This window comes from Mesorhizobium sp. WSM4842 (genome assembly GCF_055901575.1).
This window is the reverse complement of the sequence record NZ_CM148372.1, coordinates 1,301,579-1,320,466: the sequence shown is the minus strand read 5'-3', so window position 1 is coordinate 1,320,466 and position 18,888 is coordinate 1,301,579. Positions and strand designations below refer to the sequence as shown.

At 63.5% G+C, this 18,888-nt stretch carries 18 protein-coding genes and 1 pseudogene; 8 read left to right on the top strand and 11 right to left on the bottom strand.

The genetic code is table 11. From position 1 onward, the window contains the following. The first annotated feature begins 109 nt into the window (after positions 1–109). A complete protein-coding gene (locus tag AC0NIE_RS06220) occupies positions 110–673 on the top strand; it encodes a peroxidase-related enzyme (RefSeq protein ID WP_473486225.1) in 564 nt (187 codons plus the stop codon). 128 nt (positions 674–801) lie between these two features. Continuing rightward, positions 802–1,125 carry a YciI family protein gene (locus tag AC0NIE_RS06215; protein WP_473486224.1) on the top strand — a complete coding sequence of 108 codons (324 nt, stop codon included), beginning with the start codon at positions 802–804 and terminating at the stop codon, positions 1,123–1,125. Positions 1,126–1,128: 3 nt separating this feature from the next. Here the strand turns inward: AC0NIE_RS06215 and AC0NIE_RS06210 are convergent, their stop codons facing one another. Beyond that, positions 1,129–1,743 carry a LysE family translocator gene (locus AC0NIE_RS06210; RefSeq protein ID WP_123148915.1) on the bottom strand — a complete coding sequence of 205 codons (615 nt, stop codon included), beginning with the start codon at positions 1,741–1,743 and terminating at the stop codon, positions 1,129–1,131. A gap of 393 nt (positions 1,744–2,136) precedes the next feature. Here AC0NIE_RS06210 and AC0NIE_RS06205 point away from each other — a divergent pair, with 393 nt between their 5' ends. After that, positions 2,137–2,763, top strand: a complete 627-nt coding sequence (locus AC0NIE_RS06205) for a DUF1062 domain-containing protein (protein WP_473486223.1) — start codon at positions 2,137–2,139, stop codon at positions 2,761–2,763. A gap of 59 nt (positions 2,764–2,822) precedes the next feature. Here the strand turns inward: AC0NIE_RS06205 and typA are convergent, their stop codons facing one another. The 3 genes from typA to AC0NIE_RS06190 all read right to left on the bottom strand — a co-directional run bounded on the left by typA (position 2,823) and on the right by AC0NIE_RS06190 (position 8,581). Beyond that, entirely contained in the window at positions 2,823–4,652 is a 1,830-nt protein-coding gene (gene typA, locus AC0NIE_RS06200; RefSeq protein WP_473486222.1) for a translational GTPase TypA, read from the bottom strand. 707 nt (positions 4,653–5,359) lie between these two features. Further along, entirely contained in the window at positions 5,360–6,934 is a 1,575-nt protein-coding gene (locus tag AC0NIE_RS06195; protein ID WP_473486221.1) for an alkaline phosphatase D family protein, read from the bottom strand. Between the two features lie 363 nt (positions 6,935–7,297). Further along, the gene (locus AC0NIE_RS06190; RefSeq protein WP_473486220.1) at positions 7,298–8,581 is read right to left on the bottom strand and encodes an MFS transporter; all 1,284 of its coding nucleotides are present in this window, start codon (positions 8,579–8,581) and stop codon (positions 7,298–7,300) included. A gap of 82 nt (positions 8,582–8,663) precedes the next feature. Between AC0NIE_RS06190 and AC0NIE_RS06185 the strand changes: the two genes are divergently transcribed. Together AC0NIE_RS06185 and AC0NIE_RS06180 are read left to right on the top strand one after the other, a co-directional pair. After that, entirely contained in the window at positions 8,664–9,269 is a 606-nt protein-coding gene (locus tag AC0NIE_RS06185) for a TetR/AcrR family transcriptional regulator (RefSeq protein WP_473486378.1), read from the top strand. A gap of 45 nt (positions 9,270–9,314) precedes the next feature. Next, positions 9,315–9,908 carry a hypothetical protein gene (locus tag AC0NIE_RS06180; RefSeq protein ID WP_473486219.1) on the top strand — a complete coding sequence of 198 codons (594 nt, stop codon included), beginning with the start codon at positions 9,315–9,317 and terminating at the stop codon, positions 9,906–9,908. A 197-nt stretch (positions 9,909–10,105) separates the two neighbouring features. Here the strand turns inward: AC0NIE_RS06180 and ltrA are convergent. The 7 genes and pseudogenes from ltrA to AC0NIE_RS06145 all read right to left on the bottom strand — a co-directional run bounded on the left by ltrA (position 10,106) and on the right by AC0NIE_RS06145 (position 16,812). Continuing rightward, a pseudogene (ltrA, locus tag AC0NIE_RS06175) lies at positions 10,106–11,334 on the bottom strand (group II intron reverse transcriptase/maturase). Positions 11,335–12,094: 760 nt separating this feature from the next. Then, positions 12,095–12,628 carry an inorganic diphosphatase gene (gene ppa, locus AC0NIE_RS06170; protein WP_473486218.1) on the bottom strand — a complete coding sequence of 178 codons (534 nt, stop codon included), beginning with the start codon at positions 12,626–12,628 and terminating at the stop codon, positions 12,095–12,097. 313 nt (positions 12,629–12,941) lie between these two features. Continuing rightward, on the bottom strand, positions 12,942–13,448 hold the full coding sequence (locus AC0NIE_RS06165) for a GNAT family N-acetyltransferase (protein WP_192360455.1): 507 nt from the start codon (positions 13,446–13,448) through the stop codon (positions 12,942–12,944). Between the two features lie 188 nt (positions 13,449–13,636). Beyond that, positions 13,637–14,275, bottom strand: a complete 639-nt coding sequence (locus AC0NIE_RS06160; protein WP_473486217.1) for a TPM domain-containing protein — start codon at positions 14,273–14,275, stop codon at positions 13,637–13,639. Between the two features lie 8 nt (positions 14,276–14,283). Continuing rightward, positions 14,284–15,168, bottom strand: a complete 885-nt coding sequence (locus AC0NIE_RS06155) for a TPM domain-containing protein (protein ID WP_473486216.1) — start codon at positions 15,166–15,168, stop codon at positions 14,284–14,286. Between the two features lie 4 nt (positions 15,169–15,172). Further along, on the bottom strand, positions 15,173–15,979 hold the full coding sequence (locus AC0NIE_RS06150) for a TPM domain-containing protein (RefSeq protein ID WP_473486215.1): 807 nt from the start codon (positions 15,977–15,979) through the stop codon (positions 15,173–15,175). Between the two features lie 200 nt (positions 15,980–16,179). Then, positions 16,180–16,812, bottom strand: a complete 633-nt coding sequence (locus AC0NIE_RS06145; RefSeq protein WP_473486214.1) for a LemA family protein — start codon at positions 16,810–16,812, stop codon at positions 16,180–16,182. A 160-nt stretch (positions 16,813–16,972) separates the two neighbouring features. On the opposite strand from AC0NIE_RS06145, the gene AC0NIE_RS06140 reads away from it, so the two are divergent. The 3 genes from AC0NIE_RS06140 to AC0NIE_RS06130 are packed head-to-tail and all read left to right on the top strand — an operon-like array spanning position 16,973 to position 18,859. Continuing rightward, positions 16,973–17,215, top strand: a complete 243-nt coding sequence (locus tag AC0NIE_RS06140; protein ID WP_473486213.1) for a hypothetical protein — start codon at positions 16,973–16,975, stop codon at positions 17,213–17,215. 7 nt (positions 17,216–17,222) lie between these two features. Next, positions 17,223–18,107 carry a pyridoxal kinase PdxY gene (pdxY, locus tag AC0NIE_RS06135; RefSeq protein ID WP_473486212.1) on the top strand — a complete coding sequence of 295 codons (885 nt, stop codon included), beginning with the start codon at positions 17,223–17,225 and terminating at the stop codon, positions 18,105–18,107. Next, positions 18,104–18,859 (top strand): DUF429 domain-containing protein, encoded by a 756-nt coding sequence (locus AC0NIE_RS06130; protein ID WP_473486211.1) that lies wholly within the window; start codon positions 18,104–18,106, stop codon positions 18,857–18,859. The genes pdxY and AC0NIE_RS06130 overlap by 4 nt, the downstream gene beginning before the upstream one ends. Positions 18,860–18,888 lie beyond the last annotated feature (29 nt).

Genomic DNA, 18,888 nt, shown 5'->3' with positions numbered 1-18,888 from the left:
TTGCGACTATGGTAGCAGATGACCGATATTTGGCGACAAAGGTTTGACCGCTTGCGACGAAATGTCGGGATTCGCCGCTGGGTCACCAAAAATGAGGAGAAAATCCGCCATGAAAGACAAAATCATCGCACTTGACCTCGCGCCTGCGGAACTGAGCGAAGCGACGAAAGCCTATTTCGCCAAATGCGAGGAGAAGCTCGGCCTCGTTCCCAATGTGCTTTTGGCCTACGCTTTCGACGAGACGAAGCTGCGCGCCTTCACCGACATGTACAACGATCTGATGCTGGGCCAATCCGGCCTGTTGAAGCTGGAGCGCGAGATGATCGCGGTCGCCGTCTCCTCCATCAATCATTGCTACTATTGCCTCGCCGCCCATGGCGCGGCGGTGCGCCAGCTTTCCGGCGACTCGGCCTTTGGCGAGATCATGGTGATGAACTTCCGCGCCGCCGACCTGTCCGCGAGACAGAAGGCGATGCTTGAATTCGCGGTGAAGCTGACCGAGCAGCCGGCGAAGATCGTCGAGGCCGACCGGGCAGCGCTGCGTGAGGCCGGCTTTTCCGATCGCGACATCTGGGACATCGCCTCGACCGCCGCCTTCTTCAACATGTCGAACCGGGTGGCGGCGGCGGTCGACATGCGGCCGAACGATGAATACCACGCTATGGCGCGGTGAGGTGCGGCCCAACCGAACCGTATATTAGCCATTGCGCATTCTCGTTGCGTCTTTGCCGGTTTGGTCCGATGATCGCCCTGCGGCGTGACCGCATGCAGGTTCGACGCCGCTGATCAACGGAGGAGAACATGGCGAAATTTCTCTATGTGTATCATGGCTCGGGCAAGATGCCGACCGACGAGGCCGAACGGAAAGCAGCGATGGATGCCTGGAACGGCTGGTACGGCAAGCTTGGCTCGGCCGTAGTCGACGGCGGCAATCCGGTCGGCATGTCGAAGACCGTCCTGCCGGGCGGCAAGGTCGAGAACAATGGCGGCAGCAATCCGACCGCCGGTTACACAATCATCGAAGCGAAAGACATCGACGATGCCGTCGCCAAGGCCAAGGATTGTCCTATCCTGACGGACCCGGGTTTCAGCGTCGAGATCGCGCCGATCATCGAGATGATGTGACGCTCAGGACCGCGCCGCGATCGCCGCAGCGGCGCCGGCCATGGTGCCGGCGCTGACACGGTTGGCGATCTTCATCGCCCGCTTGCTCTTCAGCAGTTTTCGCGCCTGCGCTGCCGCGAGCACCCAGGCGAGAGTGATGGTGACCAGAACCACGGCCATGGTCAGCGTCAGTTCGATCCAGCCGACGACCGTCACCGAGGCGAGATCGATGATGGTCGGCAGCAGCGCCAGGTAGAACATCATGATCTTGGGATTGCCGAGCGTCACCGCCATGCCGGCAAAGAACAGTTTGACGGCCGACTCCTCGCGCGGCATCTCGCCCTCGCGCGCCTCGACCGGAGCGGTCCACATCTTCCAGGCGAGGTAGGCGAGATAGGCGACGCCGACCCATTTCAGCACGACGAAGGCGAGATGGAAGGTCTGCGCCACCACCGCCAGGCCGAATACCGCCAGCGACAGCCAGATGCCCTCGCCGATCCACATGGCGAGCAGGAACGGAAACACGTCGCGAAAGCCCTTTGCGATGACCCGCGCCACCAGAGCGGCAATCGATGGGCCGGGCGAGCCGGCGGCGACGAAAAGGGCGGCGGCGAAGATGAGGAGAGAAGTGAGGTGCATGACCAGAATCTTTGCTTGGGACGTAGACCGCTCGATGTTAGCCGAACTGCCGCCGCAGCGGTAGCACCGATGATAGAGGGGCTTGTCGGCCCGCCGCGTCGCGGCTAGAAGGTTGGCCCGCCACAATTTCGAGCTTCACTTTGCCTACGTAACCGCCGGTCTCGTCAACTCCCCCGACACAATGCATGGCGCCGCATTCGCAGCGTCTGTTTCATATCATGTTGATCCTCAAGGTGGCGGTTCGAGACCGGTTTGGCACTGCTGAACCGCTGTCGCGCGCAGTCACCCGCGACACCTGATTTCCGACCACCGCAGCCTCTCGCCACGCCGTGCCCGCATGGGCATCTCGACATCGCCGATCTGACGAACTTCCCGACGGGAAGGCCTTTTCGCATGTCTTCGATACTGCGTATGCGCTGGACGATCGCACCCAAAACCGCACCTCGACCTCTGATTAACTGCAATCGCTGCGGCGGCCTGAAGGCGTACCACAGCAGCGGGAAATTCCGCGTCAACGCCAACGGCAAACGCATCGACGCGTGGCTGATCTACCGATGCATCGATTGCGACAATTCCTGGAATTTCGGCATTCTGGAGCGATGCAACCGCCGCGAGATCGAGCCGGCGCAGTTGCAGGCGCTCGAAAGCAACGATCCGGCCCTGGCGCGTCGCCATGCCTTCGATGTTGTCGCGCTGCGAAGCAGGGTCGGACGCGTCGAGGTATTTCCCGAAGCCGCCGTCCACAAGGAGATGCTCAGCGACAGGCCGGAAAACATCGCCGCTATCGAGCTCCAGCTCGGGCTCGATGTGCCGACAGCGCTGCGGCTCGACCGGTTGCTTGCCAGCCAACTCGGCATCTCGCGATCGCGGCTTCAGGCCTGGGAAGAGAAGCGATTGCTGGTCGTTGGTCCGGACTGGGCCAAGGCGTTGCGCAAGCCGGCTCGAGCGGGAACGGCGATCCGCATCGATCTGGCCGGCGAATCCGATCGCGAGGCCGTTATCTCGGCTGCCGGCGGGTAAACTAAAAGGGAGGGAACACGCGCGTGCTCCCTCCCTCATAGTCGCTGAGAAAAAGTGGCTTACGCCGCGCCGACCACTTTCGCCGACTTCTCAAAACGCTTGCGCTCGTTCGGGTCGAGGTAGAGCTTGCGCAGGCGAATGGTCTTCGGCGTCACCTCGACCAGCTCGTCGTCCTGGATCCAGGCCAGCGCGCGTTCCAGCGTCATGCGGATCGGCGGCGTCAGCTTCACCGCCTCATCCTTGCCGGCGGCGCGGATGTTGGTCAGCTTCTTGCCCTTCAGCACGTTCACTTCGAGGTCGTTGTCGCGTGAATGGATGCCGATGATCATGCCCTGATAGACCTTGACGCCCGGATCGATGACCATCGGGCCGCGGTCTTCCAGGTTCCACATCGCATAAGCCACCGATTCACCCTGTTCGTTGGAGATCAGCACGCCGTTGGTGCGGCCCGGCAGCTCACCCTTGTAAGGTTCGTAGGCATGGAACAGCCGGTTCATGACAGCGGTGCCGCGCGTGTCGGTCAGCAGTTCCGACTGATAGCCGATCAGGCCGCGCGTCGGCGCGTGGAAGACGATGCGCTGGCGGTTGCCGCCTGACGGGCGCAACTCGACCATCTCGGCCTTGCGCTCCGACATCTTCTGCACGACGACGCCTGCATGCTCCTCGTCGACGTCGATAACGACTTCCTCGACCGGCTCCAGCAACTCGCCATTGTCGCCCTGCTGCATGACGACGCGCGGACGCGACACGGCGATCTCGAACCCTTCGCGGCGCATCGTCTCGATCAGCACGGCAAGCTGCAATTCGCCGCGGCCGGAGACGAAGAACGAGTCCTTATCAGGCGATTCCTCGATCTTCAGCGCGACATTGCCTTCGGCCTCGCGCAGCAGGCGGTCGCGAATGACGCGGCTGGTCACCTTGTCGCCCTCAGTGCCGGCCAGCGGGCTATCGTTGACGAGGAACGACATCGTCACGGTCGGCGGATCGATCGGCTGCGCATGCAGCGGCTCGGTCACCGACGGGTCGCAGAACGTGTCGGCGACGGTGCCCTTTGACAGGCCGGCAATGGCGACGATGTCGCCCGCCTGCGCTTCGTCGATCGGCTGGCGCTCGAGCCCGCGGAAAGCCAGGATCTTTGAGATGCGGCCGGTTTCGACCTGGGTGCCGTCATGATGCAGCACCTTGACCGCCTGGTTGGATTTCAGCGTACCGGATTCGATGCGGCCGGTGATGATGCGGCCGAGGAACGGATTGGCTTCCAGGATGGTGCCGATCATCCGGAACGGGCCGGGATGGACGGTCGGCGCCGGCACATGTTTGATGACGAGGTCGAACAGCGGCGACAGGCCCTGGTCCTTCGGACCTTCGGGGTTTTCCGAGACCCAGCCGTCGCGGCCCGAGCCGTAAAGGATCGGGAAGTCGAGCTGGTCGTCGGTTGCGTCGAGCGCTGCAAACAGGTCGAACACTTCGTTGACCACCTCGACGTGGCGGGCGTCCGGCCGGTCGATCTTGTTGATGACGACGATCGGCTTCAATCCGACCTTGAGCGCCTTGCCGACGACGAATTTGGTCTGCGGCATTGGCCCCTCGGCGGCGTCGACCAGCACGATGGCCGAATCCACCATCGACAGGATGCGCTCGACCTCACCGCCGAAATCGGCGTGGCCGGGGGTGTCGACGATGTTGATGCGGGTGTCCTTCCAGTCGACCGAGGTCGCCTTGGCCAGGATGGTGATGCCGCGTTCCTTTTCGAGGTCGTTCGAATCCATGGCGCGTTCGGCAACGCGCTGGTTATCGCGGAACGAGCCGGACTGTTTCAGGAGCTGGTCGACGAGGGTGGTTTTTCCATGGTCGACGTGCGCGATGATCGCGATGTTACGAATTTTCATGTTGTGGTCTCGGAAGCGTTGCAGGCAGCAGGCCAAAAGGCGCTGCCTCTTTCGGTTGGGCGGCTCATACAGGGTTTTTCGCAATTGCGAAAGAGGAGGCGTGCCACCAAATATATGGTCACCAAATCTTAAGCGTCTTGGTGTGAAATGGAATTATTAACCAAAGCGGAACCTTTCACGGTCGGGACAGTTCAAATTTCATGAGCAATACGGGCATCAGATACCGGCCAATCGCATGGGCTGCCCTCGCCGTCCTCCTTGCGGTAGGCGCAGCACAATCCGCCGCGACGTTGAAGGAAACACGGCCCGCCCTCCCGTCCGACACCCGAACGGCGGAGCAGTGGTTTGCCGATGCTCCCGATGGCGTCGACCCGGTGGTGACCGGGCCGGTTAGCGCTGCCTTCAAGCAGAGGCAGGAGGCTGCCAACTGCGACAGTGCTGTTTGGCCGCAAATTCCGACCGTTTGCTATCCAGATTAGAGGTCTTGCCAACGCCGGCGCGGCCCCTCATCCGCCTGCCGGCACCTTCTCCCCGTAAACGGGGAGAAGCCCGCTGCGCGAAATGTCGGCTCTCCTTCTGCAACGTTCGCGATTAGCGAAATCTTCGATGCGGGCCACTTTCTCCCCGTTTACGGGGAGAAATGCCCGGCAGGGCAATGAGGGGCAGCGCGACGTCTTCAGGCTTGATACAAGGTGACCCAGTCCCCCTCACGCCGACTGCACCGGGTCGAGCGTGACCTTGTAGAGTTCATTGTCGTCGCGATCCATCAGCCGCACCGTCATCTGTTCAGTGGCGCCGTCGATGTCGACGAGGCCGAAGAACTGCAGGCCGGCCGACGGTGGCAGGTTCTGCCCCTGCTCGGCGGATGGCGCGTTGATGAATTTCAGCTCCGGGCCGAAGGTCATGTCGAAATCATTGGGTCCATAGGTGCCGGCGTGGAGCGGACCGGAAACAAATTCCCAGAACGGATTGAAGTCCTGGAACTGCGCCTTGTCAGGATTGTAGTAGTGCGCCGCCGTGTAGTGCACGTCGGCAGTAAGCCAGACGGTGTTGGTGATGCCGGCATTCTTTATATAGCGAAGGAGGTCGGCAATTTCCAACTCGCGGCCCTTGGCCGGGCCATTGTCGCCATTGCTGATGGCCTCGGCGCCGGCCTTCTTGGTGGCGTCGTTCCAGACGACGAGACCGAGCGGCATATCGGCGGCGATGATTTTCCAGGTCGCATTGGAGGTTGCCAGTTCGCGCTTCAGCCACTTCGTCTGCTGTTCGCCGAGAATGCGCGATTGCGGCGTCACCGTATCCTGCATGCCAGGGCCGTTGGCGCCGCGATAGGAACGCATGTCGAGGAAGAACACTTCGAGCAGCGGCCCGTAGGCGATCTTGCGATAGACGCGGCCCGGTTCCGACGGCTCGTAGCGGATCGTCGTCATCTCGTGGAAGGCGCGTGCCGCGCGTGCCGCCAGCACATGGATGTTTTTTTCCGAGTAGCGGTCGTCGGCGCTCAGGTCCTTCGAATCCGACCAGTTGTTCACCACCTCGTGGTCGTCCCACTGGTAGAAGGTCGGGCAGATGGCGTTGAGCCCCAGCACATGTCCGTCCATCAAATTGTACTTCCACTGGCCGCGGTACTCGTCCAGCGTCTCGGCAACCTTGCGCTTTTCGTCGATGAGGACGTTGTTCTTCCACTTGCCGCCACCAGGGAGGTCGACCTCGTCCTTCATCGCGCCGTCGGCATAGATGGTGTCGCCGGAATGCAGGAAGAAGTCGGGCGTATGCTTGCCGATCGTGGCGTAGGTCTTCATGCCGGTGTCGTCGATGCCCCAGCCCTGGCCGGCGGTATCGCCCGACCAGGCGAACCGGATATCGCGCTTCGAGGCCGGCGCCGTGCGGAAGCGGCCGACGATCGGCTCGGAGACAGCGTTGATGTCGGCGAGATCGGCCGCGATCATGCGGTAGAAGATGTCCTGGTCGGAGGCGAGGTCTGTGAGCAGCCGCTTTACCGTGTAATCGCTGGCCGGCGACGTATCGAGCGGCGCAAGGCGCAAGGCATTGGCAAAATTTTCTGTCGACGACACTTCGAACATCACACGCGAAGGGCGGTCGGTGCGGGTCCACACCACGCCGCTGGTTGCGTCGACATCGCCCGACTGGATGCCATGGGTGAAGGCGGGCCGCTGATTGGCGCGGGAGTAGTAGGGAAGCGCGAGGCCCGATACGCCGACGAGGCTGGCGGCGCTCGCGGACGTGACGAAGGCGCGCCGGGTCATCGAAATCTTGTTCATGGCTGTCTCCTGGATGGCGTTGAACGGCGCCGCCAAGGTCCAGCCTCAATGTTTCAGGCACATCTCGAAACCATGAAGGTTTCGTTACAATCGACAGGAGGGAAGGCTGGGTCGCGCAGACGGCGAAGCTGCCGATCTCCCCCCTCGTGGGGGAGATGGCCGGCAGGCCAGAGGGGGGCGCTGTCCCGCCGACGTACAACAATCAGATAGAAATCAGATAGAGTCGCAAACGCTTTACAGAGTACGACGCAGAATCCAGAGGGTAGCGATCCTTCGCGCCCCCCTCTGCCCTGCCGGGCATCTCCCCCACAAGGGGGGAGATTGGCAGTTTGGCCGACGGCGCCTCTCCTGTGACGAGGGCGCCTACGCCGGTTGACCTTCCGGCGCGAAGGCCGGACGGCTGGTGTTGATCAACAGCGAGATGCAGGCTGCGGCTATTGCGGTCATGCCGGCGATGAGGAAGGCAAGCTCGTAATTGCCCTGCAATTCACGCATGGTGCCGCCGAAGAAAGCGGCCGCCGCCGCACCCACCTGATGGCCGGCGACGATCCAGCCGAAGACGATCGGCCCGCTGCGATCGCCGAACGCCTCGTTCGAGAGCCTGAGCGTCGGCGGCACGGTGGCGATCCAGTCCAATCCGTAGAGCACGGCGAAGATGATCAGGCTGGTCGACGAGAAGCCGGAATAAGGCAGGTAGATCAGCGACAGGCCGCGGATGCCATAATAGACGCCGAGCAGCTTGCGCGGATCGAAACGGTCGGTGAGCCAGCCTGACAGCGTGGTGCCGATCAGGTCGAAGATGCCCATCAGCGACAGCAGGCCGGCGGCTTGCACTTGGCCGATGCCCATGTCGCCGCAAAATGCGATCAGGTGCGTGCCGACCAGTCCGTTGGTGGTGAAGCCGCAGATGAAGAAGGTGGCGAACAGGTACCAGAACACGCGCGTGCCGGCGGCACGGCGCAGCGTGCTGAGCGTGTGCGTGAGGAAATTGCCCTGCGAGGCCGGCGGAACCGGCGGCACGTCATCGGCGTCCGCACCGTAGCGTACCATGCCGATCGAAGCCGGACGTTCCGGCACCAGCAGCCAGACCAGCGGCACCAGGCAGGCGGTGGCGACCGCAATGGCGATGGCGACAGGCTTCCAGCCGCCCAACTGGGCGAACGCGGCGAGCAGCGGCAGGAACACCAGCAGGCCGGTGGCGGCGGAGGCCGACATCAGTCCCATCACCAGGCCGCGATTGGTCTTGAACCAGCGGTTGACGATGGTGGCGCCGAGCACGGTGGCGACCGCGCCCGAACCGACGCCGGAAAATACGCCCCAGGTGAGAAGCAGGTGCCACGGCTCGGTCATCAACAGGCTGAGCGCCGTCGAACCCGACATCACCACCAGCGATGCCAGCAGCGTGCGGCGCAGCCCGATCCGCTCCATCAGTGCCGCGGCAAACGGTCCGGTCAGGCCGTAGAGGAAGATGCCGATTGCCGCGGCGAGCGAGACGACATCGCGCCGCCAGCCAAAACTCTCCTCCAGCGGCAGCATCATGACGGCCGGCGCGGACCGCAGGCCCGCCGCGATCAGCAGGCAGAGGAAAATGACGGCGACCACGACAAAAGCGTAGCGCTGGCCAAACGGGCGGGATTGGACTATCATGTTACTGACCAGTACGTTGCTATTGCACCGAGGTATACGTACCGATCGGTAACATTGTCAAGCAGGCAACACCGTGTCGAGAATCAAAAGCATTGAACCAGCGATCAAAGCGGATGAAGTAGCCCCGCCCCGCGCCGGCGAAAAAATCCTTCGCGTTGCCCGCGACCTGTTCTACCGGCAAGGCATCAGGGCGATCGGCGTCGATGAGATCGTGCGGCGCGCCGGCGTCACCAAGCCCAGCCTCTATCGCAGCTTTCCCTCCAAGGACGAATTGGCCGCCTCCTATCTGCGGCAGTACGACCTGGAGTTCTGGGATCGCTTCGACGCGGCGGTGGCTGCCCATCCCGGCGATCCGCGCGCGCAGATCGCCGCCTTCCTGACCCGCATCGGCAAGCGCACGCAAAAGCCAGACTATCGCGGCTGCGGCATGACCAATGCGGCCGTCGAATATCCCGAGCACGGCCATCCGGCCCGCCTGGTGAGCGAGGCCAACAAGCAGGAATTGCGACGGCGCCTGCGCGCCATGGCGGCGGCAATGGGTGCCGGCGACGCCGATACGCTGGGCGACGGGCTGCTGCTTCTGATCGAGGGCGCCTATATCAGCGGCCAGCTGTTCGGTGCCGGCGGACCGGCGAAGTCTGTAGCCCGCAACGCCGACCTGCTGATCGAAGCGAGCTTGAAGAAATAGCGTTTGACGATACCGTGCGGCAGCCCCGAAACGGGGTTGCTCGCGATGCGTCGCTTTTTGATGATCCCGCTTGCCCTTGCCGGCCTCTGCCAGGCTGCCCAGGCCGGCGATATTTCCAGCGCCTACACCGATCTCGACTGGAAGAAGGACTGCGTGACCTACGCGCAGGCGGAGGAAGGCGAAGGCGACTGGACCAGTCTCGCCTGTTCGGGCTATCGCGGCTACTCGGTGCTGATCGCCTACGACGATGCCCGGGAATCGCTGTTCTATGGTTTTCCGCCCAGCGACATGACCGCGGTCTGGGAAAGTTTTGTCGGGCTCAATTCGGCTGGATCAAAACTCGAATGGCGCATCGAGACGAACGGCGACGCAGCCATTCCTTTCGCGGTCATCCACCGTCGCTCGATCAGCAATCCTGAGGGAGAGAACAAACCCACCGACGTGCTGGTCGTCGCCAAGGTCGCCCAGCCGGAGACCTATGAGGGCTGCACCGTCGGCCTGGTGCTGGCCACCGGCAACCCCAGCGCCAACGACCAGGCCCGCAAGCTCGCCGACGAGAAGGCGCGGACCTTTGCCTGCGGCAAGGACAAGCGCGTCGTTATCGGCGACGCACCCGATTTCGGCCGCGTCGATAACTGACTTCGTCATCCTGGGGCGGAGCAAGGAGCGCAGCGACGCAGCGCAGACCCCTGGATCCATGCCGTGACGTCAAAGCGCCGCAACGGTGCAGAATTCTGGTCCCTGCATTCTTCGGCTGATGTCACGATCGGGTAGGAGGGAGCCTTGCGGCATCCCCCCTCCCACACCACCGTGCGTACGGTTCCGTACACGGCGGTTCATGAAGCGTGGTTTAGGCGTCGAAGCTCGTTTTGAAGCGAGATCAGCCCTAGCTTGCTGAAGAAGGCATTGCGGAAGGCATCGCTCATATGACTGGCCCCGGCATTCCACCACGGGCCGCGGCCGTTTGAGGCCCCGTCACGCGCACGCTGCTCCGTCAATCCTCGCTGCATCAGCCGCATGAACCGGGTGCGTGGCCGTTTCCATTGCCGCCATAGGATGCAGCGCAACCTGCGCCGTACCCAGCGATCCAGTTCCTCGAGAACCCCTTGCCGTCGGTCAGCCGAAAGTAGGCGATCCAGCCGCGCAGTATCGGGGCGAGGTCCTTGATGGTGGCAGCAAGGGCGCGACCGCGCCCGGCACGGAAGAAAGCCCTCAGCTTGTGCCGCAGCCGCGCCACGCTTTTGTGCTCGATCCAGAGACGCGGCACTTTGTGGGCGGACATGGTATAGCCAAGGAACGTTCGGTTCCACGGTCGGTCCACAGCGCTTTTGTCGCCGTTGACCTTGAGCTTCAGCCGCGCGGCCAGGAACCGGGTGAGCGAGGCCATGATGCGCTCGCCGGCACGCTGCGACCGTACATAGACGTTGCAGTCGTCGGCGTAACGGCAGAAGGCATGACCACGCCGTTCCAGTTCCTTGTCGAGATCGTCGAGCAGGATGTTCGACAGCAGCGGCGAGAGCGGCCCGCCTTGCGGCGTCCCTTCGCTACGCGCCGTCTCGACCCCGCCCGTCATCAACCCTGCCTGCAGGTAGCGGCGGATCAACCGCAGCACCCGCTTGTCTTCGACCTTGCGCGCCACGCGTGCCATCAGCACGTCGTGGTTCACCCGGTCGAAGAACTTCTCCAGATCAAGATCGACCACGAAGCGGCGACCTCCGGCCACGTGCGACCGGGCGGCCAGAACCGCATCATGAGCGCTCCGCCCCGGCCGGAAGCCGTAGGAGGAGTCGGAGAAGTCCGGATCGAAGATCGGCATCAGCACCTGATGCATCGCCTGCTGGATGAGCCGGTCCAGGACGGTCGGGATGCCCAGTTGGCGCATTCCCTTGCCGCCGGGCTTGGGGATTTTCACCCCGCGCACCGGCGCCGGTCTGTAACGACCCGCCAGCAGCTCTTCTCTGATGCGCGGCCAGTGCTCCGTGAGGTGGGGCTTCAGCTGTTCCACCGTCATCTCGTCGATGCCCGGTGCGCCCTTTTTCCTCACCACCCGGTGGTACGCCGCCATCATGTTCTCGCGGCTGAGGATCATCTCCATCAGTCGCTCGTCTGCCTCCGGTCGAGAGGGTGACGGTCCTGCCGTGGGGCTCGATGCAACCGATGCCTGCTTTCGCGGCTTCCGGCCGCTGCTCCAGGTTTCGGCATGGGGATTTTCGGCCCCGTTTTCTGCATCTTGTCCAACCATCGAAAGACCGTTCTCCGTCCGGCACTTCATGTTCAGCCCTTCGCCGTTTGGTCCGGCAACTACGGCCTCTGCTGACTCCTGCCGACCCATCCCGGCGCCTCTCGGCGGCGGTAGCACACCTGTTTCCAGGGGCAGGCCGGCAGGCCTCCCAGGGTAAGACGCGTGACCTTCGTGCCATGTGCCTGTCGCATCTACGGCCGCACCCTCCGGGGTGATATCGGGCTTCGGGTCCATTCGCCCCCTCGCCCGGATGCAGACGCCTCATATGCGCTTGCTGTTCGTCAGGCCGGCACTTTGCTTGCAGCTTCCTTCAGACCCCGCCTCGCGACGACGCCCTTGCTGTTCGGCTAGCGGTTCCCATCACCCGGGCCCGCAGAGGACTTGCACCTCCAAGTCACCTCGACCGCCACCACAGCGGCCGAAACAGCGCCATTCACGGCGCTACGCGCCATGCCTGGCGCACGAATGGATCCCAGGGTCTGCGCTCCGCTTCGCGTCGCTCCGCCCAGGGATGACGAAGCTGAGGGGCTTCGGCCAACCTCAATCGTTGCGACAACCCATTCGGTCAACTTCAGGCGTTCGGCTACTTGCTTTTCTTCGCCCGTTCGATCGCCTCGACGATCATCTTCTTGGCGTAGGCGGCATCGTGCCAGCCTTCGATCTTGACCCATTTGCCGGGTTCGAGATCCTTGTAGTGCTCGAAGAAGTGCTGCACCTGCTGGCGGGTGATGTCGGGCAGGTGCGTGTATTCGGTGACGTTCTCGTAGCGCAGCGTCAGCTTGGGCGAAGGCACCGCGATGATCTTTTCGTCCAGACCGGAATTGTCTTCCATCACCAGCACGCCGATCGGCCGCACATTGATGACGCAGCCCGGCACCAGCGCGCGCGTGTTGCAGACCAGCACGTCGATCGGGTCGCCGTCACCCGACAGCGTGTGCGGCACGAAGCCGTAATTGCCGGGATAGCGCATCGAGGTGTGCAGGAAGCGGTCGACGAACAGCGTGCCGGCCTCCTTGTCCATCTCGTACTTGATCGGCTCGCCGCCGATCGGCACTTCGATTATGACGTTGACGTCCTCCGGCGGGTTTTTTCCGATGGCGATGGCTTCGATACGCATGGCTTTTGTCCCTCTTTCGATTGGAGACCGATAGCGGGCAGCGGCGCATGGTGCAATGCGGCGAATGGTACTGAGGACATCATGACTTCGTCATCCCAGGGCGGAGCGAACGCGAAGCGGAGCGCAGACCCTGGGATCCATTCCGTGAAATCAGCCGAAGAATGCAGCGGCGCAGAATGAAAGCCACGATCCTCTCCGCCCTGTTCGGCATCAGAGGATCTGCACCGTCGCTACGCTCTAAAGTTACGGCATGATCCCAGGGTCTCCGCGACGTCGCTTCGCTCCTGCTCCGCCCCGGGATGACGAGGCTCGGTCATTCCCAGACGAAGGCGACCTTCTTCAGAGCCTTCTGCTCGAAGATCTCGACGCCCTCGGCGACGTCGCGGCCGCCGGCGCCGGCATAGAAGGTGAGCGCGCTCTGGTTGTCCTCCAACGCCCACACCACCATGCCTTTCAGGCCGTGGTCTGCCAGTCGCGCCCGTGCGGCCGAGAATAGCCGGCTGCCGAGCCCGATGCCCTGATATTCCGGGCGCACGTAAAGTTCGTAGATCTCGCCCTGCTGCTTGAGCTCGCGGGCGCGGTTCTTGCCGATCGTGGCGTAGCCGGCGACCTTGCCGCCGATCTCGACGACCAGAACGGTGGCGGCACGACGGATGGCGTTCGCCCACCAGTCGGCGCCGCGGCGGTTGATCATCGATGTCAGCGTGCGATGCGGGATGATGCCGGAGTAGGCGCCGCGCCAGGCCAGCAGATGCACGTCGGCGATGGCGCTTGCGTCGCGCGGCTCGGCTTTCCTGATGTCGATGCTCAGCGTCTTCATGATTGGTTAACCATAAACCCGCATCGGCCGATTGCAAGAGTCCCGTCAGCGCCTCGCAAGCTTTCGCACAGACGATAGACGTGCCTGCGACACGAAAAGAGCCTGTCTGAAAACGCGTTCTGCCGAGGCGAATGGCGCGCAGAAAATCGCGTCAGGCGTCCGGCAGAGTAGCGTTTGCAGGCAGGCTCTTAGATCTCGACCAGATGGTCGTCTAGCTCGTTGCTGTCGCCGGTAGAAACCGGGAAATGCTCGGCCAGCACCGCACCCGTCGCTTCGATCGCCTTGATGAAGCCATCGGCGAGACGATCGTCGCCGGCATGCGCGGTAAGGTCGCGGACGACGCCGTCCCAGACATGCTGGCCGACACGGCTATCGATGCCGCTGTCGGCGATCACTTCGGCGTAGTGCTCGGCAATGGAGACGAAGACCAGCACGCCGGTGCGTGCTGCGGTGCGATGGACGTTGCGGGCGAGGAACTGCTTTATCGCATTGGCGTGCGCAGCCTGGTAGCGCAGCCGTCTCGGCACCAGGTGGATGCGCAAGCCGGGCAGCGCCCACAACATGACAAGCACCGAGGCCATCGCCAGAAGTTGCGCAATAACGAAATGCGGCACGCGGATCGACAGCCACCACGCTTCCAGCCCGTAACTGACGGCGAGGCTGACAACGAGCATGGCCAGCGTCGCCATGAAGGCGGCCGGAAAGAAATAGCCGTCGCTGGCATAGGCGACCACGCAGTAGATTTCGCCATCGGTCGTTGATTCGGCGGCGCGGATCGCCTTGGCGATGCGGTCATGGTCCTCGGAGCTGATCGGTCGTGTCGCCATGTTGTGTCTCACCAGCTTCCTGAAGAACCGCCACCACCGGACGAGCCGCCGCCGCCCGAAAAGCCGCCGCCACTACCGCCCGACGACCAGCCGCCGCCGGAACGGCCCGATGACCAACCGCTGCCGGTGCCGGTTGTCCAGACGCCGCCCGAGGACGCGGAACCCGACCTTTGGCCATAGCGGAATGTCATGCCGAGCCATTTATACACGCCAGGCGACAGCTTAATGCCGAAGATCGGCGGCAGGAACGCCATCGCCAGGCCGCCTAAAAACAGCGTCGCCCACACGATGATGAACAGCGCGACGATGGGATCGACGGCATTGCTTTCGGCCGGATTGCGGGTCCCGCGCGCTTCCAGTTCTTCAGGATTGCCCTCCAGCACCATGACCATGTCGTCGACGGCCTTGGCTATGCCGCCGGAGAAGTCGCCGGCGCGGAAGGCTGGCACCATGTCGTTTTCGATGATCAGCTTGGTGTGCAGGTCGGTCAGCGTGCCTTCCAGTCCGTAGCCGACCTCGATACGCATCTTGCGGTCGTTGTTGGCGACCAGCAAAAGCACGCCATTGTCCTCGCCGGCCTGGCCGAGATTCCAGGCGCGGAACAGACGATTGGCGTAGGGCTCGATCTCCTCGCCGTCGAGGCTATTGATTGTCGCGACGACGATCTGGTCCGAGCTCTTGGCTTCGAAATCGGCGAGCTTCCGGATCAGCGCCGCCTCGGTCGCGGCATCGATGATACCGGCATTGTCGACGACCCGCCCGGTCAGAACAGGCAATTCGGCGGCAAGTGCGGTGAAGCCGACCAGCAGCAGCACCGCCGTGGCCGCCAAGGCAGCGCCGATCGTCGCGGCGAAACGGCCGGAAGCTGGTGAGCGGATGGCGCCTCTTGTCATGCCGTCACCAGCTTCCCGATGAGCCGCCGCCGCCGGACGAGCCACCGCCGCCGGAAAAGCCGCCACCGCCTGAGGACCAGCCTCCCCCGCCGGAACTTCCCGACCAGCCGCTGGAAGATCGCCGGCCTGGCTCGAAAGTCATGCCCAGCCAGCGATAGCGGCCGGGACCGAGTTTCCGGCCGAAGATCGGCGGCAGGATGGAGGCGGCGATGCTGCCGAAGAAGATGATCGCCCAGATGCTTATGAAGATCGCAAAGAACAGATCGTCGGTGTTGAATGGCGCCTGCTGGTTGCGGGTCCCGCGCGCTTCCAGCTCTTCCGGATTGCCTTCCAGCACCATGACCATGTCGTCGACGGCCTTGGCTATGCCGCCGGAGAAATCGCCGGCGCGGAAGGCTGGCACCATGTCGTTTTCAATGATCAGCTTGGTGTGCAGGTCGGTCAGCGTGCCTTCCAGTCCGTAGCCGACCTCGATGCGCATCTTGCGGTCGTCCTTGGCGACCAGCAAAAGCACGCCATTGTCCTCGCCGGCCTGGCCGAGATTCCAGGCGCGGAACAGACGATTGGCGTAGGGCTCGATCTCCTCGCCGTCGAGGCTATTGATTGTCGCGACGACGATCTGGTCCGAGCTCTTGGCTTCGAAATCGGCGAGCTTCCGGATCAGCGCCGCCTCGGTCGCGGCATCGATGATACCGGCATTGTCGACGACCCGCCCGGTCAGAACAGGCAATTCGGCGGCAACGGCGGTGATGGGGAGGAAGAGAAGGCTTAAAAGGAAGCCAAAAAATATCAGGCTGGTGTTTCTTCCCACCCCCCTCTGTCCTGCCGGACATCTCCCCCACGAGGGGGGAGATCGGCTGTCGCGTTGGCTTTCGCCAATTTTGAATGCTGCAGGAGCGGACGGAACGCAGAAGCTGCAAATCTCCCCCCTTGCGGGGGAGATGTCCGGCAGGACAGAGGGGGGTGGGACGGAGTACAAGGCCAATGGAAACTGCGCTCGCTAAGCGCCGATCACCCGCCCTGCTGCGTGCCGAAATCGACCTTCGGCGTCTGCATCTTGTCTTCCTCGATGGTGAAATTGGCGAACGGCTGATTGTCGCGGAACCACAGGGTCGCCCAAATCACCGACGGGAAGGTCCTCAGCGTCAGATTGTACTCCTGCACCGCCTGGATATAGTCGCGGCGGGCGACCGCGATGCGGTTTTCGGTGCCTTCGAGCTGCGCCTGCAGTGCCAGGAAATTCTGGTTGGCCTTGAGGTCGGGATAATTCTCCACCACCGCCAGCAACCGCGACAGCGCGCTGGTCAGGCCGGCTTGACTGTCCTGGAATCTCTTGACGGCTTCCGGATCGCTCAGCGTTTCCGGCGTCACCGTCACCTGCGTCGCCTTGGCGCGCGCCTCGACCACGGCATCGAGCGTCTCCTTCTCGTGCGCGGCATAGCCCTTGACCGTCTCGACCAGGTTGGGAATGAGGTCGGCGCGGCGCTGGTACTGGTTCAGCACCTGGCTCCATGCGGCCTTGGCGTTTTCCTCCGCCGTCGGGATGGTGTTGTAGCCGCAGCCGGCCAGCAGCGGCAGCACGATCGCCATCATCAGCAAGGCAGGCAGATTGCGGAAGACGAAAGGGGAGGAAAGGGCAAGCATGGAAAGATCCCTCGATAAGACTGACAGGCGAAGCATTACCACAATCCGTGCGCGAGGACATGACCTCCGGGGGACCTTACTGGTGCTTTATCATTCACTGTCAGGCCCTGTAATTGGCCGGGCGAACAGGTTAAAGTCGCCGCGAAAACAGGGCATCGCCATGGCGGAACGCCAGGACAGCGACGACGAATCGCGCCGCATCATCGAGCGCGTGGCACGCGAAACCGACCCGGCCTCGTTCATTGCGCGGACCGCGAAGGGCGCGCGCGATCACGTCACAGCTGCAGACGCCGACCAGTCGGACCCGATCGAATATTGGGGCACGCGCATTGGCCGGGCGCTGGGGTTCGTTATCGCCATTGGCCTGTTGATCTGGCTCGTGGTTTTCATCAGCCAAAGTTAGGAACCTCGTGAGCACCGAAGAACACGACGCGCCGCGCGCGGTCATCGTCATTTCCAGCCATGTCGCGCGCGGCTCGGTCGGCAACCGCGCCGCGGTCTTTGCGCTGGAGACGCTGGGCTTTCCGGTGTGGGCGGTGCCGACCGTCATCCTGCCCTGGCATCCGGGCCATGGACGGGCGACGCGCATCGTGCCGCCGCTCGATCAATTCAAGGCGCTGATGGCTGATCTCGAGCGCGCGCCATGGCTGGGCGAGGTCGGCGCGGTGCTGTCCGGCTATCTCGGCGAAGGCGGCCAGGCCGACGCCGTCGCCTCGCTGGTCGGCGCGGTCAAGGCGAAGACGCCGGACGCCGTCTATATCTGCGACCCGGTGATGGGCGATTCGGGCGGGCTCTTTGTGCCGGAGACGACCGCCATTGCCATGCGCGACCGGCTGATGCCGATCGCCGACATCGCCACGCCCAACCGCTACGAGCTGGAATGGATGGCGGAAGCGCCGCTGCCCGACCTGAAAGCGGTGATGGCGGCCGCCCTTCATGCCGGGCCGTCGACCATGCTGGTCACTTCCGCGCCGGCGATGATGGCCGGCGGCACCGGCAATCTGCTGCTCAACGGCAATCAGGCGCTGCTCGCCGAACATCGCCTCATCGACAATCCGCCTAATGGCCTCGGCGACCTGACGGCGGCCGTCTATCTGGCGCGCATCCTGTCCGGCCAGCCGCCGATCAAGGCACTGCAGTCGACCACGGCGGCGGTCTACGAGATACTGGCGCGCACTGCCAAGCGCGGCGGCGACGAATTGCAGCTCGAAACCGACGCGCAGAGCCTGTCGCACCCGATGGCGATGGTGCAGCTTCGCCATCTCCTGCATCCGGGGCGGGACAAAAGAGCGTGACTTTCGTCGGTGTCGACGGCTGCAAGGCCGGCTGGATCGCCGTTCGCCGCGATCCGGGCGCAGCCCCCTCGGTAGCCGTTTTTCCCAGCTTCGCGGCACTGCTCGACGGATTGCCGGCCGATGCGACGGTCGCCGTCGACATGCCGATCGGCCTGCCCGACCTTTCGCAAAAGGGCGGCCGCGGGCCCGAAACGCTGGTGCGGCGGCTGCTTGGCAACAGGCAATCCAGTGTCTTCGCCATCCCCTCGCGTGCGGCGCTTTACGCGCATACGGATGGCTTCACCACGATCGAGGCCTGGTATGCCGCGCATCGCCAGGCAAGCGAAGTGGCCAAGGCGACCTCCGATCCGCCGCGCGGCGTCTCGATCCAGGCTTTTGGCATCTTTGCCAAGATCCGCGAGGTCGATGCGGTGCTGATCGCGCGTCCCGAACTGCGCAGCCGCGTCTTCGAATCGCATCCGGAAGTCGCCTTCTGCCGCCTGAACGGCGATCAGGCAATGCGCCTGCCGAAGAAGATCAAGGGCGCCGTCAACCCGGCCGGCATGGCGGAACGCAAGGCGCTGCTTTGCCGGCACGGCTATATCAGTGGCTTTCTCGACCGGACGCCGCCGCGAGGCGCTGCTGCCGACGACTTTCTCGACGCCGCAGCGATGATGCTGATCGCCGGCCGCATCGCCAGCGGCGAGGCAAGGCCGTTTCCGGATCCGCCGCTCGCCGACCGATTTGGCATCTCTGTCGCGATCTGGGCATGAATTTCTTGGTCCCGTCTATCGGCGAGACA

What these genes read in the sequence shown, in the direction of transcription:
- AC0NIE_RS06220 (WP_473486225.1), top strand. Translation starts at nt 110, where the DNA reads ATGAAAGACAAAATCATCGCACTTGACCTCGCGCCTGCGGAACTGAGC.
- AC0NIE_RS06215 (WP_473486224.1), top strand. Translation starts at nt 802, where the DNA reads ATGGCGAAATTTCTCTATGTGTATCATGGCTCGGGCAAGATGCCGACC.
- AC0NIE_RS06210 (WP_123148915.1), bottom strand. Translation starts at nt 1,743, where the DNA reads ATGCACCTCACTTCTCTCCTCATCTTCGCCGCCGCCCTTTTCGTCGCC.
- AC0NIE_RS06205 (WP_473486223.1), top strand. Translation starts at nt 2,137, where the DNA reads ATGTCTTCGATACTGCGTATGCGCTGGACGATCGCACCCAAAACCGCA.
- typA (WP_473486222.1), bottom strand. Translation starts at nt 4,652, where the DNA reads ATGAAAATTCGTAACATCGCGATCATCGCGCACGTCGACCATGGAAAA.
- AC0NIE_RS06195 (WP_473486221.1), bottom strand. Translation starts at nt 6,934, where the DNA reads ATGAACAAGATTTCGATGACCCGGCGCGCCTTCGTCACGTCCGCGAGC.
- AC0NIE_RS06190 (WP_473486220.1), bottom strand. Translation starts at nt 8,581, where the DNA reads ATGATAGTCCAATCCCGCCCGTTTGGCCAGCGCTACGCTTTTGTCGTG.
- AC0NIE_RS06180 (WP_473486219.1), top strand. Translation starts at nt 9,315, where the DNA reads ATGCGTCGCTTTTTGATGATCCCGCTTGCCCTTGCCGGCCTCTGCCAG.
- ppa (WP_473486218.1), bottom strand. Translation starts at nt 12,628, where the DNA reads ATGCGTATCGAAGCCATCGCCATCGGAAAAAACCCGCCGGAGGACGTC.
- AC0NIE_RS06165 (WP_192360455.1), bottom strand. Translation starts at nt 13,448, where the DNA reads ATGAAGACGCTGAGCATCGACATCAGGAAAGCCGAGCCGCGCGACGCA.
- AC0NIE_RS06160 (WP_473486217.1), bottom strand. Translation starts at nt 14,275, where the DNA reads ATGGCGACACGACCGATCAGCTCCGAGGACCATGACCGCATCGCCAAG.
- AC0NIE_RS06155 (WP_473486216.1), bottom strand. Translation starts at nt 15,168, where the DNA reads ATGACAAGAGGCGCCATCCGCTCACCAGCTTCCGGCCGTTTCGCCGCG.
- AC0NIE_RS06145 (WP_473486214.1), bottom strand. Translation starts at nt 16,812, where the DNA reads ATGCTTGCCCTTTCCTCCCCTTTCGTCTTCCGCAATCTGCCTGCCTTG.
- AC0NIE_RS06140 (WP_473486213.1), top strand. Translation starts at nt 16,973, where the DNA reads ATGGCGGAACGCCAGGACAGCGACGACGAATCGCGCCGCATCATCGAG.